Source organism: Radiobacillus kanasensis, from assembly GCF_021049245.1.
GTDB classification, from domain to species: Bacteria; Bacillota; Bacilli; order Bacillales; family Amphibacillaceae; genus Radiobacillus; species Radiobacillus kanasensis.
The window spans coordinates 527,934-543,445 of record NZ_CP088020.1 but is presented as its reverse complement, the minus strand read 5'-3'; the positions used below and the strand labels follow the sequence as shown (position 1 = coordinate 543,445).

The 15,512-nt window shown below is 41.7% G+C and carries 15 protein-coding genes; 1 reads left to right on the top strand and 14 read right to left on the bottom strand.

The annotated features are described in order from the left end of the window. From pcrB to KO561_RS02845, 5 genes are all read right to left on the bottom strand, one after another. On the bottom strand, window positions 1–684 hold the full coding sequence (gene pcrB / locus KO561_RS02865) for a heptaprenylglyceryl phosphate synthase (protein ID WP_231095649.1): 684 nt from the start codon (window positions 682–684) through the stop codon (window positions 1–3). A 375-nt stretch (window positions 685–1,059) separates the two neighbouring features. After that, on the bottom strand, window positions 1,060–2,043 hold the full coding sequence (locus KO561_RS02860; protein ID WP_231095648.1) for a Gfo/Idh/MocA family protein: 984 nt from the start codon (window positions 2,041–2,043) through the stop codon (window positions 1,060–1,062). Window positions 2,044–2,157: 114 nt separating this feature from the next. Then, window positions 2,158–2,460: a YerC/YecD family TrpR-related protein gene (locus KO561_RS02855; protein ID WP_231095647.1), complete on the bottom strand. Its 303-nt coding sequence runs from the start codon at window positions 2,458–2,460 to the stop codon at window positions 2,158–2,160. Window positions 2,461–2,475: 15 nt separating this feature from the next. Continuing rightward, complete coding sequence (locus KO561_RS02850; protein WP_231095646.1) at window positions 2,476–3,519, bottom strand: DUF3048 domain-containing protein; 1,044 nt, start codon at window positions 3,517–3,519, stop codon at window positions 2,476–2,478. 102 nt (window positions 3,520–3,621) lie between these two features. Next, on the bottom strand, window positions 3,622–5,361 hold the full coding sequence (locus KO561_RS02845) for an adenine deaminase C-terminal domain-containing protein (protein WP_231095645.1): 1,740 nt from the start codon (window positions 5,359–5,361) through the stop codon (window positions 3,622–3,624). Window positions 5,362–5,451: 90 nt separating this feature from the next. Here KO561_RS02845 and KO561_RS02840 point away from each other — a divergent pair, with 90 nt between their 5' ends. Further along, entirely contained in the window at window positions 5,452–5,688 is a 237-nt protein-coding gene (locus tag KO561_RS02840) for a YgaP family membrane protein (protein WP_231095644.1), read from the top strand. A 50-nt stretch (window positions 5,689–5,738) separates the two neighbouring features. On the opposite strand, the gene purD is transcribed toward KO561_RS02840, so the two are convergent. The 9 genes from purD to purC all read right to left on the bottom strand — a co-directional run bounded on the left by purD (window position 5,739) and on the right by purC (window position 15,475). Beyond that, window positions 5,739–6,992: a phosphoribosylamine--glycine ligase gene (gene purD / locus KO561_RS02835; protein WP_231095643.1), complete on the bottom strand. Its 1,254-nt coding sequence runs from the start codon at window positions 6,990–6,992 to the stop codon at window positions 5,739–5,741. Window positions 6,993–7,033: 41 nt separating this feature from the next. Continuing rightward, complete coding sequence (gene purH, locus KO561_RS02830) at window positions 7,034–8,566, bottom strand: bifunctional phosphoribosylaminoimidazolecarboxamide formyltransferase/IMP cyclohydrolase (protein ID WP_231095642.1); 1,533 nt, start codon at window positions 8,564–8,566, stop codon at window positions 7,034–7,036. After that, window positions 8,544–9,149 carry a phosphoribosylglycinamide formyltransferase gene (purN, locus tag KO561_RS02825; protein WP_231095641.1) on the bottom strand — a complete coding sequence of 202 codons (606 nt, stop codon included), beginning with the start codon at window positions 9,147–9,149 and terminating at the stop codon, window positions 8,544–8,546. Before purN ends, purH begins: the two co-directional genes overlap by 23 nt. Then, complete coding sequence (gene purM / locus KO561_RS02820; RefSeq protein ID WP_231095640.1) at window positions 9,149–10,174, bottom strand: phosphoribosylformylglycinamidine cyclo-ligase; 1,026 nt, start codon at window positions 10,172–10,174, stop codon at window positions 9,149–9,151. The genes purN and purM overlap by 1 nt, the downstream gene beginning before the upstream one ends. A 65-nt stretch (window positions 10,175–10,239) precedes the next feature. Continuing rightward, on the bottom strand, window positions 10,240–11,649 hold the full coding sequence (gene purF, locus KO561_RS02815; RefSeq protein ID WP_231095639.1) for an amidophosphoribosyltransferase: 1,410 nt from the start codon (window positions 11,647–11,649) through the stop codon (window positions 10,240–10,242). Beyond that, the gene (gene purL, locus KO561_RS02810) at window positions 11,625–13,850 is read right to left on the bottom strand and encodes a phosphoribosylformylglycinamidine synthase subunit PurL (protein ID WP_231095638.1); all 2,226 of its coding nucleotides are present in this window, start codon (window positions 13,848–13,850) and stop codon (window positions 11,625–11,627) included. Before purL ends, purF begins: the two co-directional genes overlap by 25 nt. Further along, window positions 13,834–14,517, bottom strand: a complete 684-nt coding sequence (gene purQ / locus KO561_RS02805; protein ID WP_231095637.1) for a phosphoribosylformylglycinamidine synthase subunit PurQ — start codon at window positions 14,515–14,517, stop codon at window positions 13,834–13,836. The genes purL and purQ overlap by 17 nt, the downstream gene beginning before the upstream one ends. Further along, window positions 14,514–14,765, bottom strand: coding sequence for a phosphoribosylformylglycinamidine synthase subunit PurS (gene purS / locus KO561_RS02800; protein WP_231095636.1), 252 nt, complete (start codon window positions 14,763–14,765; stop codon window positions 14,514–14,516). The genes purQ and purS overlap by 4 nt, the downstream gene beginning before the upstream one ends. After that, on the bottom strand, window positions 14,762–15,475 hold the full coding sequence (gene purC / locus KO561_RS02795; RefSeq protein WP_231095635.1) for a phosphoribosylaminoimidazolesuccinocarboxamide synthase: 714 nt from the start codon (window positions 15,473–15,475) through the stop codon (window positions 14,762–14,764). The genes purS and purC overlap by 4 nt, the downstream gene beginning before the upstream one ends. Window positions 15,476–15,512: the final 37 nt, after the last annotated feature.

Below are 15,512 nucleotides of genomic sequence, written 5' to 3'. Positions count from 1 at the left end.
TTATTCTTTAACTGCTCGTACCGTTTTCAATGCTTCTTTAAAATTTTCATAGATGCTATTCCCAACTACGACTACATCCGCAAATTTCTTCATTTCTTTTGCTTGTTCTGCAGAGCTTATCCCTCCGCCGTAAAACAACAAGGTTTGATTGAGCTTGTCCTTCACTTTTTCAACAAGCTTGGGATCTCCGTAAGTCCCGCTGTATTCCACATAGAAAATGGGCAAATGAAACATGTGCTCAGCCATTTGCGCATAGGCAACGACATCTGCGTCATCCGGCATTGCGCAATTCGTATATTGGAAGACCTTTGCATCGGGATTTAAAACGCAATATCCTTCAACAAAGATTTCATCCCAATCAAGTACATCCCCATATTCCTTTACTGCTTCGTGTTGGATGTCTATGACATATTTTTTATCTTTGCTATTAAACACCGTTGGAATATAGTAAAAGTCAAATCCAGGTGTTACCGATTCTTGGTTGGATATTTCAAGTACACAAGGCACTGTATATCTTCTTATTCTCGCAAGTAGATTTAACACATCATCCAAGGTAACATCATCTGTTCCCCCGACGATGATCGCATCGGTTCCCGATTCACAAATCTTCTCTAGTTGTTCATCTGTAATTTCTTTATTCGGGTCAAGCTTAAACACGTGACTCCACTTTTTCATGTCATACATTACAAATCCTCCAAAACTTGACGGACTATTATTTTTCCCATCTATCTATTATAACAAAAAAGAGTAGGGAGATTGAGTAGGAAATGAAGTTTTCTTTTGCGATGAAAATAGAAAAGAGGCTGGCATATTTGAAATGAAATGCGACATAACGAAATAGTGATTCTTTTATATTCTTTAACAAGTTGATTGCTAAAGCGGAGTATTCTGCCGGAGTGCCTGGCATATAGCTGCACCACTTATGTCACCATCTATATATTTTAGCAACAGTTACAAAAGCACTCTAAAAGAAAAACCCGAACTGATTCTATACTGAAAGAACCATAGTTCGGATTTTGTTATGATTAACACACTCTTGTCCTGGGCTTAAGCATACCCTTATTGATCCGCTGGGAAAACAACTCCGGTTTGTTTTCTTGCTTCTTCTAATAGCTGTGCTGTGATGAGTGATTGTTCTAGGGAGTTCACATCAGATTCTTTTTTACCACTCTGAATCGTTTCAATAAACGCTTTTGCTTCGTAATACATCGTATTATCCACTTGTTCTCGTGTAATGTCTTCGGTTGTGCCGTCTTTATAGCGAATCTCTACATGAGTTGGCGAGTTAAAGTTATCGATTAAGATGCTCCCTTTTTCCCCTTGAATCTCAGAAGGAATGTAGGAATTAGCGATTTTGGAATACATGACTACTCCGCTCATCTCATCGTATTCAAACATTATACTCCCTTGTCCATCTACTCCAGAATCTAGTAAAAAACTAGAAGCGAGAAGCTTATTCGGTTTTCCAAATAAGGCAACCATCGGATATGTGCAGTACACGCCTATATCCATTAGGGAGCCGTTTGAAAACTTAGGATTAAACGCGTTTAGGATTGTTCCCTCTTTGTACGCATCATATCGAGAAGAGTATTGACAATAGCTCGCAAAATAACGACGAACTGTTCCAATTTTATGTAGGTTTTCCTTGATCGCTTGAAAGTTTGGCAAGAAGGTTGTTTTCAATGCTTCCATCACCACGACACCATTTTTCTCAGCAGCTTCGATAATACTTTCCACTTCTTTCGCATTGGAAGCAATCGATTTTTCAATGATCACGTGTTTGCCGTAATTCATACATAGAATCGCTTGTTCTGCGTGATAGGAATTAGGGCTTGCTATATAAACCGCATCGAATTCCTCACTTTTTGCAAACTCCTCTATCTCTGTGTATGTATGTGTTGCTTGATGTTTGTCCGCAAATTCTTTTGCCTTTTCTTCGGTTCTTGAATACACCGATGTTAAGGAAAAGTCTTTAACTTCAGTCGCGGCATCTAAAAAGCTTTCTGTAATCCAATTCGTCCCAATAACTCCAAAACGGATCATAGTCTCCACCCCTTTTTCTTATTTCGGGTACAAAAGGAGGTAAAAAGTGCGAATGTCTTCCTCCTTTTGAACATCCCTTAATAGAAAACGTCGATGTTAAGTCGACGTTTTCAGTTATTCTTCTTCAGTTTGATTGATTCGTTCTAACACCATTTTATAGCCATCGTTCCCATAGGTTAAGCACCTTTTCACTCGAGAAATCGTTGTGGTGGATGCCCCTGATTCCTTCACGATAACCCCATAGGTATAGCCATCTTGTAGCATTTTTGCAACTTGAAGTCTTTGTGCAAGTGATTGAATTTCGCTCATTGTGGCTATGTCATCAAAAAAACGATAGCACTCCTCGCGATCTTTCAAAGAAAGAATGGCGTCAAACAACTCATCGAGCTGTTGTCCACGAAGCTTGTCTATTTGCATGTAGGTACCTCCCTACTATTGAATCGTAATACTGTTTAAGCCTATGCGTTCTGGTATAACATTAACCCACGTTTGTCCTGGGACAAGTCCAACTGGTTGCCCATCCTTGTAAGGAAGAATTCTCCCATCTACATTTTGCCATTGGACCTCTTGAACTTTTCCTTTTTGGATTAACAACGCATTTCCACCAGATTGCAAATCAATTTCTCGTCTACCTGCGTCATCGATAACAGCATGTGCAGTCTCTAAAATAAATAAGTTATCGAGTTGAATCGCTTCGTCTGTCTCGTATTCGACCGTTTGCATATCTCCATTATACCGCAAATATTTTTCCGATGCCGTATCGTACTTGTAATGAATCGGATCATTAGAGAAATAGGAGAAAGAAATATCCGTTGCCGTATTTCCTTGAATGTTTGGGATCTCCTCTTCGGTTAGGAATGGGAGTGGTTCATATTCCACCTCGACTTCATAACCTTGTTCCGCTGCTTCTTCATAAACATTTTCGAATTGAAGATACGAGTTGTGCGGTGCTTCCCGGAAATCCGCTCGCTTAAATAAATACCCATCATTATCATAAATCGAACCGCTTAAGTTATCTGGGCCCGTCGCTTGCAGCTCTGCTTCCACATGAGTTGCAGCACCATGGTAAATATATAAAGCATTATAATCTTTAGCTAAATTAAAATAGTACTCGCGTGCACTTCTTACCGGTCCAACGACCTCTGGCTGCTGACTTTGGAAGAAAGCAATAAACCGCGTAATGTTTCCTTCTGCTAAAATCTCAAACACGATATCCGCTTTGGAAAGTCCTGTTTGTGGACGTGCCTTGTAATAGTTATTGACCATAACGGCAACCGCACGATTATTCACCTGTTCATTCGTTTTAATTCCTGTAAAAGGATAGACAAATTTAGGTTCCTCTTCTACTGGTTCCGTTTCCTTCGGTTCTTCGGTTTCCTTTGGTGCAGATTCGGCGGTATCCTTTTCTTTACAAGCTACCAACACCACAAGAAGTAATAATATAAATACTATGATTCCAGTCTTTTTCTTAAACAAGCCTTATCACACCTTTTAGATTAGTTAAAAAGTTATATACAAAGAAAAAAGAAGGAGTCACGGAAACTCCATTCTTTTCTTTGTGACCTCATTCTATTAATTTTACCTCATAATAGAGGGAAATAGAACCTCTTTCTTCTTTACATCGACAATTCCCTTCGGTGTAATCCGAATATATGGCAAGTGAGTCGAGGATAGAAACAACAACGTAAAGACTGGATCATGGAACTTATATCCGAAGTCTTTTAACAGTTTTTTCAAGTGTAACTCTTTCTCTATCAACTCTTCCATATCTCCATCGTACATAATACCTGCGAGTGGAAGACTTAATTCAAATAGAACCTCACCTTCGTCTACTAAGACGATACCTCCACCCATTTCCTTCATCCTGTCAAAGGCTAGTTGGATATCCTTTTTGCTCTTTCCTATGCAAGCGATATCTCCGGTTGTCGAATAAGACGTAACCATTCCTCCAAGCTTACTCGTAAAACCATCAATCAGTGTATTAATTCTCCATCTTCCTTGCCGATCGACAAGCATAAGGAAAGCCTCGTCAAAGTTCGATGGGATCTTTTCTACGGTTGGATCAATATTAATAGGGTAAGGTTTCATGATGACATCATTGGTCATTTTCATTCCGATTGGCAAAGAAAATTGCATATCGTCTTCGCACAAATCCCAATCTAAATCCAGCTTCTTGAAGAAGGAATCTAGTTGAACAGAATCCTCAACGGAAACTTGCTGTCCGTTTTTTCGGATCCATTGCCCTTTCGCAAGAACGGATGTAGGTGTTGGGTTGTCTGGCTGCTCCAAAATGTTGATATGGGCTACACGACCTGGCGCGATACTGCCAAAGCGATCATCCATATGAAAATGCTTAGCTGCATTATACGTAGCCATTCGGTACGCTTCCTCTAAGGGAATCCCTTTTTCTATCGCAATCCTGATTAACTCGTTGATCATTCCATCTTTATAAAACGATGGAGTGGATCCGTCTGTCGTCAACGTTAGCATGTCAAAGTTACGCACACCTAATTCCTGTAATTCATCTAAAAGCTTTGGTAAATCTGGACGGATAGAGGAATGGCGAAGTCCCACTTGATACCCTAATCGAATTCGGTCATACGCTTCTTGTCCTGTAATCGATTCGTGATCTGCACTGGCTCCTAACAGGAGCATTTTAACTAATGTAGATTCGGAAGCGCCAGGGAAATGTCCTTCTATCGGTTTTCTTAGCCGTTTAGTTTCCTGCATCCAGTATAAAATATGGTCATCATCCTTCATGACTTGGGGCCATGCCGTCAATTCGCCACCTTGCATAACAGCTGGATGATTGATCCATCTTAATACCTTTTCATCTCCAAACATATCGTGCTCTTCTTGAATGATGCTTTGACAATCATACCTAGACCACCAATACATCGAAACTGGTAGCTGCGTAAACTCATCTAATAATGAAAACGCTTCCTTTTCTTTTAATAAAAATAACCACATTAGGTTGTCATTAATCAACACCGTGGTTCCGGTTTGTGATGCATACTTGGCTAGCTGATGGGGATTATATAACTGAAAGGGATGTGCATGTGGTTCCACATATCCTGGAACTGCGTATTTCCCATTCGCATCTATAATTTCCGTTTCATCGACGTTCGTTGGAAGCTTATCTCCCACATAAACAATTCGGTCCTGATACACCCAAATGTGTGCTTTTATCCACTGTTTGAGAAACACATTTAGATAGGTAATATTTTTTATTAAAATGGATGGGGCGAGATTGCCATCGATCACAGATACGTGTTCTCGAAGTTCACGATTTCGCCATCTATAAAGGTGCTCATTCATATCTTGATCTCCTTCTCTCCCTTTTTTTACTATCGTACCACAGTCAGCTTGGATTACGCACTACTAAAATAGAAAGGTGTTGTGACAATTTTGCAACAAAATGTTGGGAATGTTGATGCATATATCCGTCTTACTTGTGGATTCACTATGTTAAGTTATGCAACGGCAAGAATGATTAAGAATCCGAATAAGGAAGGTTCCATTGCAATGGCTGGTTTAGCTGCCATGAAAATTGCAGAAGGAATTTCCCGTTACTGCCCAATGATTGATTGTATCAATCGTACGCTGGAATCTAAAAACATGCAAAAAAAGCAACAAGCAGAATAGAACAAAGCAAGGCTTCCCCATTCAGTTGGAAAGCCTTGCTTTTCGAATTATTATTTTGGAAATCCGATGTCCGTACGATAGAAAAAGTCTTTACTAGTGCCAAAACATTGTAAAAGACGCTGATTGTCTCGTTGCGATTCCTCGAGAGATGCTGCGACAGATCCAATTAGTAACACTCTTCCACCGTTTGAAACGAGCTGTTCCCCATCTTTTGTGGTTCCTGCATGAACCACAAAGCAGTTCGTATCCACCGTGTCTAACTTTGGAATAGGCTTTCCTTTCTCGTAAGCTCCTGGATAACCTTGCGCGGCTACTACTGTGCCAAGGCAAAAGCCTTCAGTCCAGGTTAACTTCGGATCTTTTTTTGCTGTAACATCCTCGACAACTTGAATGATGTCGTTTTCTAGCAGTGGGAGGACAACCTGTGTCTCCGGATCTCCTAACCTTGCATTGAACTCAATTACTTTAGGACCTTCTGCCGTCTCAATTAGACCTGCATATAGAATGCCTGTGAAGCTACGCCCTTCCTGAACAAGTCCTTTTGCAGCTGGTTTCAGGATTCTCTCAATAGCAAGTTGAACTTGGGAAGGATCTAAATCCGGAATAGGAGCAAATGCCCCCATCCCACCAGTGTTCGGTCCTTTATCTCCATCAAACGCTCGCTTGTGATCTCGAGCTGGAGTAAGTGGATAAACATGTTCCCCATTCACAAATGCCATTAAGGAAAATTCTTTTCCGTCTAAAAATTCCTCAACCACCACTTTACTTCCCGCATCCCCAAATTGATTGTCGACCAACATATTCTCAACTGCACGTAAGGCTTCTTCTTCTTGTAAAGCAACAATGACTCCCTTACCCGCTGCCAATCCATCCGCCTTAATCACGATTGGGGCACCTTTTTCACGGATATAGGCTTTCGCCTCTTCTACCTTCGTAAACGTTTGATAATCGGCTGTAGGAATCGAATATTTTTTCATAAATGCTTTAGCAAAATCTTTACTACCTTCAATAAGAGCCGCTTCTTGTGTTGGACCAAATACCTTTAGCCCTGCCTCTTGAAAAGCATTGACGATACCTGCAAGAAGAGGTACTTCTGGTCCCACGATTGTCCACGTAATTTGTTCTTCTTTTGCGAAGCGAACTAAATCCCCAATCTCTGTCTCTTTAATCGGCACACACGTCGCCTCATTCTCCATACCACCGTTACCAGGAGCTGCGAATACCTTTTTCACACGCTTACTTCCGTTTAGCTTCTGAACCAAGCTATGCTCGCGGCCCCCGCTACCAATTACTAGTACCTTCACACTTTTCCACCCCATTCGCTGGATTTCACGTGCTTTTCCTTTTAATGCTTAAAGTGACGCATACCTGTAAACACCATGGCAATTCCATGTTCATTACAAGCTTTGATAGAATCTTCATCTCGCTTCGATCCACCCGGCTGAATGATGGCTTTAATTCCAGCATTTGCCGCTTCCTCTACTGTATCTGGCATCGGGAAGAAAGCATCAGAAGCTAGCACCGCACTTTGTGCTTTTTCGCCTGCTTGCTCTAAAGCAATACGAGCTGCTCCAACACGGTTCATTTGACCCGCACCTACTCCTAGGGTTTGATCTGCTTTTGCTACGACAATCGCGTTCGATTTCACGTGCTTCACGACTTTCCAAGAAAACAATAGCTCTTTTAGTTCTTGCTCAGTTGGTTTGCGGTCGGTTGGGAACGTTAAGTCTGATTCTGAGATCGTACCGAAATCGGCATCCTGGATAAGTAATCCACCAACTACGCTTACTACTTTTTGCTTTGGTTTTGATTTCGTATCTACTGGGGTTTCTAGCAAACGAATATTTTTCTTCACCGTCAAGATGGCCAAAGCTTCCTCTGTAAAAGATGGAGCAATTACTATCTCCAAGAAAATATCCTTCAATTGCTCTGCTGTTTCTTTATCGACAGGTCGGTTTAATGCTACGATTCCACCAAATATGGAAACAGGATCTGCTTTAAAAGACTTTTCAAATGCAGCTGCAATCGTTTCGCCAATCCCTACTCCACATGGATTCATATGCTTCACCGCGACAGAAGCTGGTTGATCATACTCCATAACCATTTCTAATGCGGCATTGGCGTCTTGAATATTGTTGTACGACAATTCTTTTCCATGTAATTGCTTCGCATTCGCGATAGAAGCTCCAGTTACATTGGCTTCTTTATAGAAAGCTGCTTGTTGATGAGGGTTTTCTCCGTAACGTAGTGATTGAGCTTTTTCATATGTAAGACTGTATGTTTCCGGGTACTTTTCTTCCGTAATTTCAGCGAAGTAAGCTGCAATCATCGCATCATAGTTCGCTGTATGACGGAACACTTTCGCAGATAGCCCTTTTTTGTATTCAGCAGACAGGCTGCCTTCTTTTAATTTTGCTAATACTTCCTCATAATCTGCTGGATCCACGACAACCGCTACATCTTGAAAATTCTTCGCGGCGGAACGAAGCATGGTTGGTCCACCGATATCGATATTTTCAATCGCATCCTCTTGTGTTACATCAGGTTTTGCAATCGTATTTTTAAATGGATAAAGATTTACAACGACTACATCGATTGGTGTAATGTTTCGCTCTTCCAATTGCTTCACGTGATCCGGATTATCTCTTCTAGCTAATAAACCCGCATGGATAATCGGATGCAACGTCTTTACTCTACCGTTTAAAATTTCATCAAACCCGGTTACGTCCGAAACAGCAACCGCTTCTACTCCTGCATCTTGAAGCTGTTTTAACGTACCACCTGTTGAAATGACCTCGTAGCCAACTTCGTTTAATCCTTTTGCAAACTCCACAATGTTCGTTTTATCGGAAACACTAATGAGTGCTCTTTTTTTCATTTTGGTTACCTCTCTCACTAATCAGTTTTTGAATGGTGGCCGGAAACAAGCGATGCTCCACTTCCTGTACCCTTTTTTGTAAAGAGTCTCGGTCATCGCTATCTAATATTCTTAATGCCTCTTGATCGATAATCTGCCCCGTATCCATTCCTTCATCCACAAAATGGACCGTTACGCCCGTCACTTTCACTCCTGCATCAAACGCTTGACCAATCGCATCCTTTCCAGGAAATGCCGGTAGCAAAGATGGATGGATATTAATCATTCGGTTTGGATATGCCTGAAGGAGTGTCGGACCAATTAATCGCATATATCCTGCTAATATAACCCACTCCACCTCAAGCTTTTTCAATTGCTTCTCTATTTCTCTCTCAAAGCCTTCCTTATTCTCATAACTTTTTGCTTCAAAAGCGAAAGTAGGGATCCCGTACTGGCTTGCTTTCTCTACAACCAATGCTTCCGGTTTATCACAAACGAGTAAACAAACCTCCACGTTTAGATGACCTGCTTTCCTTTCTCTTACAATTGTGTCAAAGTTGCTTCCCGTTCCAGAAGCAAACACAGCTATTTTTGTCTTTTTCATTAGCTCAATACCACTCCACTGCCTTCTACTACTTCACCAATAATAGCAGCATTTTCTCCCTTTTCAGAAAGGATTTGAAGAGCTTGTTCGGCTACATCTTTATCGACAATGACAGCCATTCCAACTCCCATATTAAAAACTCCGAAAAGTTCTTCCGTAGAGATGGAGCTCTTCTCCTGAAGGAAAGGATAGATAGCTGGAACTTCCCAGCTACCTTGATGGATATGCGCACCTAAATGGGCTGGTAGTGCACGTGGAATATTTTCATAAAACCCTCCACCTGTAACGTGGGAAATCCCCTTGATCTCGACTTCTCTTTTAAGAGCAGCAATCGCTTCTACATAGATTCGGGTTGGCGTTAATAATTCTTCACCAAGCGTTTTCCCAAATGTTTCAATATGATCGGAAAGATTCAGTTGATAATCGGCAATCATTTTTCTTACAAGAGAAAAACCATTCGAGTGAACGCCGCTTGAAGGAAGTCCAATGATTGTATCACCAGCTTGAACCTTCTCACCAGTAATAATGTTTGGTTTGTTCGCAATGCCGACAACAAAACCAGCTAAATCGTATTCTCCCTCTTGGTACATGCCAGGCATTTCAGCAGTTTCACCACCAATTAAGGCACTTCCAGCCTCTACGCAACCGTCCGCAATTCCTTTTACGATTTGTTCAATCTTTTCTGGTTCGTTTTTTCCGCAAGCAATGTAATCGAGGAAAAAGAGAGGATCTGCACCTTGCGCGACAATATCGTTTACACACATCGCAACAAGATCTATCCCAACTGTGTCATGTTTATCCATTTCAAAGGCTAACTTGAGCTTCGTACCAACTCCGTCCGTTCCTGAAACTAAAACAGGCTGGTCGTACTTCGTCAAATTACTTAAATCAAACAGTCCAGCGAATGCTCCAACTCCCCCAATAACTTCTGAACGGTTCGTCTTCTGAATATGTTTTTTCATTAAATCGACTGCTCGGTAACCAGCCTCTACGTTCACACCAGCTTGTTGGTATGCATTAGTCATGTTTTCGCTCCTTTACCTCTTTTGACCCTATTATGGAAGAACGGAGATGAATCATCTCCGCCAGGTTATACTTTATCTGCCGGTAATATCGTATCTGGATATATTTCTGTCGGATAGTTACCTGTAAAGCATGCATTACAAATGCCGTGTTCCATCGAATCTTTTTCCACAATCGAATGTTTCAAACCTTCCGTTGTTAAGTAAGCTAAGCTATCCGCTTCAATTAGCTCACGAATTTCTTCTACCGAATAGTTTGCTGCAATGAGCTCACCTTTCGTTGAGGTATCGATGCCGTAGTAACACGGATTTTCAATTGGCGGGGAAGCAATCCGGACATGGACTTCTTTTGCACCCGCTTCTTTCAACAGCTTTACGATTCGTTTACTCGTTGTTCCCCGTACAATCGAATCATCGACCATCACGACCCGTTTCCCTTCGACGATTCCACGAACAGCCGATAGCTTCATCTTTACCCCTTGTTCTCGTAATTCTTGAGAAGGTTGGATAAACGTTCGTCCAACGTAACGATTTTTAATTAAACCTAACTCGTAAGGAATACCGGTCGCTTCGGAAAATCCAATGGCAGCTGAAATACTAGAATCCGGAACTCCTGTCACGACATCCGCTTCCACCGGCGCTTCTTTCGCAAGCTCTTTCCCCATTTTCTTACGAGATGCATGAACATTCAATCCATTCAAATCACTATCCGGTCGGGAAAAATAGACGTATTCCATCGAGCACAGGGTTCTTTGCATCGGAGAAGTGAATTGCTTCGATGTCATGCCCTTTTCATTAATAATTAAAAGCTCTCCTGGCTGAACTTCACGAATATAGCTAGCCCCAATGACATCGAATGCACACGTTTCAGAAGAAACGACATAAGCGCCTCCTAGCATTCCGATCGACAATGGACGCAAACCGCGCGGATCCTGTGCCACATAAAGCTGATCCTCGGTTAAAATCGCAAAAGCATAGGCACCTTTAATCATGCTTAAAGCTTGAGAAATGGCCTCATCCATATCGAGATGTCCGCTTCTTTTGATAAGATGTGCTAACACCTCGGTATCTGAAGTCGTTTGAAGAATGCTTCCTTGTGCTTCCAATTGGTGCTTTAATGCATGGGCATTGACTAGATTCCCATTATGCGCTAGTGCCATACTCCCTTTTTGAGAATGGAAAACAAGTGGCTGTACGTTTTCATAGCTTGCGCCACCTTGTGTTGCATAGCGAACGTGACCTACTGCGGCCGTTCCTTGTAATCTAGAAAACTCTGACTGATTAAATACTTCATTAATCAGTCCGATTCCTTTATGAACATTCAGCTGTTCTCCGTCACTAGAAACGATTCCTGCTCCTTCTTGGCCTCTGTGCTGTAGGGCGTGTAATCCGTAATAGGCAACCTCAGCTGCCTTCTCATGTCCCCAGATTGCAAATACGCCACATTCCTCATTTAAGCCTTTGATTTCAGCAAGCATGGTATAGCCCCTTTCCAAACTGCTTTCAGGTTAGTCGTTGCTTCCTCTACCAAAACCGTTCCGTCCACTGCCAATTTGTACATCCCATTCCCCGTAACTTTTCCTATTAGACTAGCATCCTCTACTAATCTCTCAAATCCGTCTTGCGCTTCAGGTGCTACAGATACGAGAAAACGAGACTGTGTTTCACTAAACATTTGAACCGTCGCATCCCCAGCTAAAGACACATCGCAGCCAAGCTCTTTTTCGAATAAAGATTCAGCTAATGCTACAGAAAGCCCGCCCTCTGCTAAGTCATGAGCAGATGCGATGAGCCCAGAACGAATCGCCTTTAACAATTGGGCTTGGCGTTTCGCTTCAACATCCAAATCAATTGCTGGTGCTTTCCCAAAATAGTTTCCTTCTAAAACGTTTTGAAGTTCACTTCCTCCAAACTCAGGTTTTGCTTCACCAATGACGTAAAGAAGATCTCCTTCTTTTTCAAAAGAGGATTTCGTGATGTGTTCTAAATCCTCTACTAATCCAACCATTCCAACTACCGGAGTTGGGAAGATTGCTTGATTATTAGATTCATTGTAAAGAGATACGTTTCCGCTTATAACTGGTGTATCTAGCTTCAAGCAAGCGGCACTCATCCCTTCTACGCTTTTTTCCATTTGCCAAAAGTTTTCTGGTTTGTCTGGATTACCAAAATTTAATCCGTCCGTTAAAGCAAGTGGCTTCGCACCAGAACAAATGATATTGCGAGCCGCTTCTGCTACCGCAATTTTTCCGCCTGTTTCTGGATCTAAATAGATATAACGAGAATTACAGTCAGTCGTCATCGCTAACGCTTTGTTCGTTCCACGTACCCGAACTACTGCTGCATCCGAGCCTGGAGTCACGACTGTATTTGCTTGAACCATGGAATCGTATTGATCATAGACCCACTCTTTACTCGCAATCGTTGGTTGTTGTAATAGAGCGATCAGTGTTTCACTGTACGTTTCAACAACTGGCTTATATGCAGGCATTGCTTGAAATTCAGTAAAATAAACTGGAATCGCGGATGGTTTATGATAAACCGGAGCATCCTCCGCTAGAGAATCAACCGGAATGTCTGTTACTACTTCACCTTTGTGAAGCAAGCGGAATTGTTTATCGTCGGTTACGCGTCCAACCGCGACTGCTTCCAATCCGTATTTTTTAAAAACATTCATGATTTCTTGTTCTCTTCCTTGTTTCACAACAAGAAGCATCCGTTCTTGAGATTCAGACAGCATTAACTCATAGGGAGTCATGTTTAGCTCGCGTTGTGGAACGAGATCTAGATTCATTTCCATTCCCGTTCCTGCTTTACTAGCCATTTCACTTGCCGATGAAGTAAGACCAGCCGCACCCATGTCTTGCATTCCAACTAAGGCATCGGAATGAATCACTTCTAGACAAGCTTCAATTAACAGCTTCTCCATAAACGGATCGCCGACTTGTACGGAAGCTCGTTTGCTTTCTGATTCTTCCGAAAGATCCTCTGATGCAAACGTCGCACCATGAATCCCATCTCTCCCTGTCGCAGATCCTGCATATAAAACGGTATTTCCAATTCCTGCAGCAATTCCTTTTTGGATATCCTTCTGATCAATTAAACCAACACACATCGCATTTACTAGTGGGTTTCCTGCATAACAATCATCAAACTGTACTTCTCCACCAACTGTTGGAACACCAACACAATTGCCATACCCAGCAATCCCGTGCACGACTTCTTCGAATAAGTACTTCACACGATTGTTGTTTAAGTTTCCAAAGCGTAAGGAGTTTAGTAAAGCAACGGGACGTGCTCCCATTGAGAATACATCACGAATAATTCCACCGACACCAGTTGCTGCACCTTGATAAGGTTCTACTGCAGAAGGGTGGTTATGACTTTCCACTTTAAAAACAACCGCTTGCCCGTCTCCGATATCCACGATCCCAGCACCTTCTCCAGGACCTTGTAACACCTGTGGTCCTTTTGTCGGGAACTTCTTTAGCAACGGCTTGGAAGTTTTGTAGCTACAATGCTCCGACCACATAACCGAAAAAATACCTGTTTCCGTGAAGTTAGGTCTTCTCCCTAAAATTCGCTTGATAGACTCATATTCGGAATCCGTTAAACCCATCTCTTTATAAATTTTTTCTGCTTCAATCGTTTCTGGACTGATTTCAGGCGCCTGCAACATAGGATTCCCTCCAATTGTTTAACAAGGATTGAAATAATCGTAAGCCATCTTCACTACCTAACCACTTGTCGACGGCACGTTCAGGGTGTGGCATCATACCGAGCACGTTTCCTTGTCGATTCATAATCCCCGCGATATCCGCGACAGAGCCGTTCGGGTTATCTCCGTACGTAAAGACAATTTGATTGTTTGCTTGTAACTCTTGTAACGTGCGCTCATCACAATAATAATTTCCTTCACCATGGGCGATTGGAATCGTAATCGCTTCTTTTTCCTCATATAAAGAGCTGAAAATGGTTTTGTTGTTTTGCACGATGAGCTTTTCTTGATGACACATGAACTTCAAGTTTTTATTGCGAAGCATAGCTCCAGGAAGAAGTCCCGACTCTAGTAAAATTTGAAACCCATTACAAACTCCTAGAATTGGCGTACCTTTGGCCGCTTGCTCTTTAAGTTGCGCTACGACATTTGAAGTAGAGGCGATGGCACCTGAACGCAAGTAGTCGCCATATGAAAATCCACCTGGTAAAAGAATTGCATCATACGAGCTTAAATCTGCATCTTGATACCATACTAAATCTGCTTCTTCCCCTAACGCATCCTTTGCGGCAAAATACATGTCTCGATCACAATTGGATCCCGGAAAAACGATGACTGCAAATTTCACTGAAGAATACCCTCCTCAATGGTGTAGCTATAGTCTTCAATAACTGGATTGGCCAAAAGCTTGGAGCACATCTCCTCTACTTTTGCTTCTACATCCACGTTATCTTCCACGAACAGTTCCATGTACTTTCCTACGCGAGCTTCTTGAACCTCTGTAAAACCTAACGTATTTAATGACGTTTGTACCGCCTTCCCTTGAGGATCTAACACGCCTTCTTTTAAGGTGATATAAATTTTCACTTTTTTCATTTCACTGCCTCCAGTCGTTGAAGTATCGCATCATACGTTTCTATCAAGTCGCCAATATCTTCTCGAAACACATCTTTATCCATTTTCTCACCTGTTTCCATGTCCCATAAACGGCACGTATCTGGAGAAATTTCATCTGCTAACAACAAATTTCCTTCTACATCTTTTCCGAATTCTAGCTTAAAGTCGGCTAGTTGTAGATTCACAGTTTCAAAGAATGCTAGTAAATGTTCATTAATGGCTCGTGCTGCTTCTTTCATTTGCTCTAATTCAAATGGATCGACGTTTGCTAAAATTCTTGCATGTTCATCATTTATGAGTGGGTCACCTAAATCGTCATCTTTATAAAATAGTTCCACGAGGGCTGGTGAAAATACCGTTTTCTCTTTCATCCCTAGTCGCTTCGTTATACTCCCCGCAGCGACGTTTCGGACGACCACCTCAACCGGAATGATGGCCGTTTTTGTCACTAATTGTTCTGTTTCATTTAGGCTCTTTTGAAAGTGTGTCGCAATTCCTTTGCTATGCAAGTAGTCAAAAATCTTAGCTGTGATTAAGTTGTTATATTTTCCTTTACCGATAAAGCTTGCTTTCTTTTTCCCATTAAAAGCTGTCGCGTCATTTTTGTAGGAAAGAACTAAAGACTTTTCATCGCCCTCTACTACAAAAACCTTTTTCGCTTTTCCTTCATATAACAATTCACCTTTCACAACATCACCCCATCTGATTAGTTATGAATCCCCTATT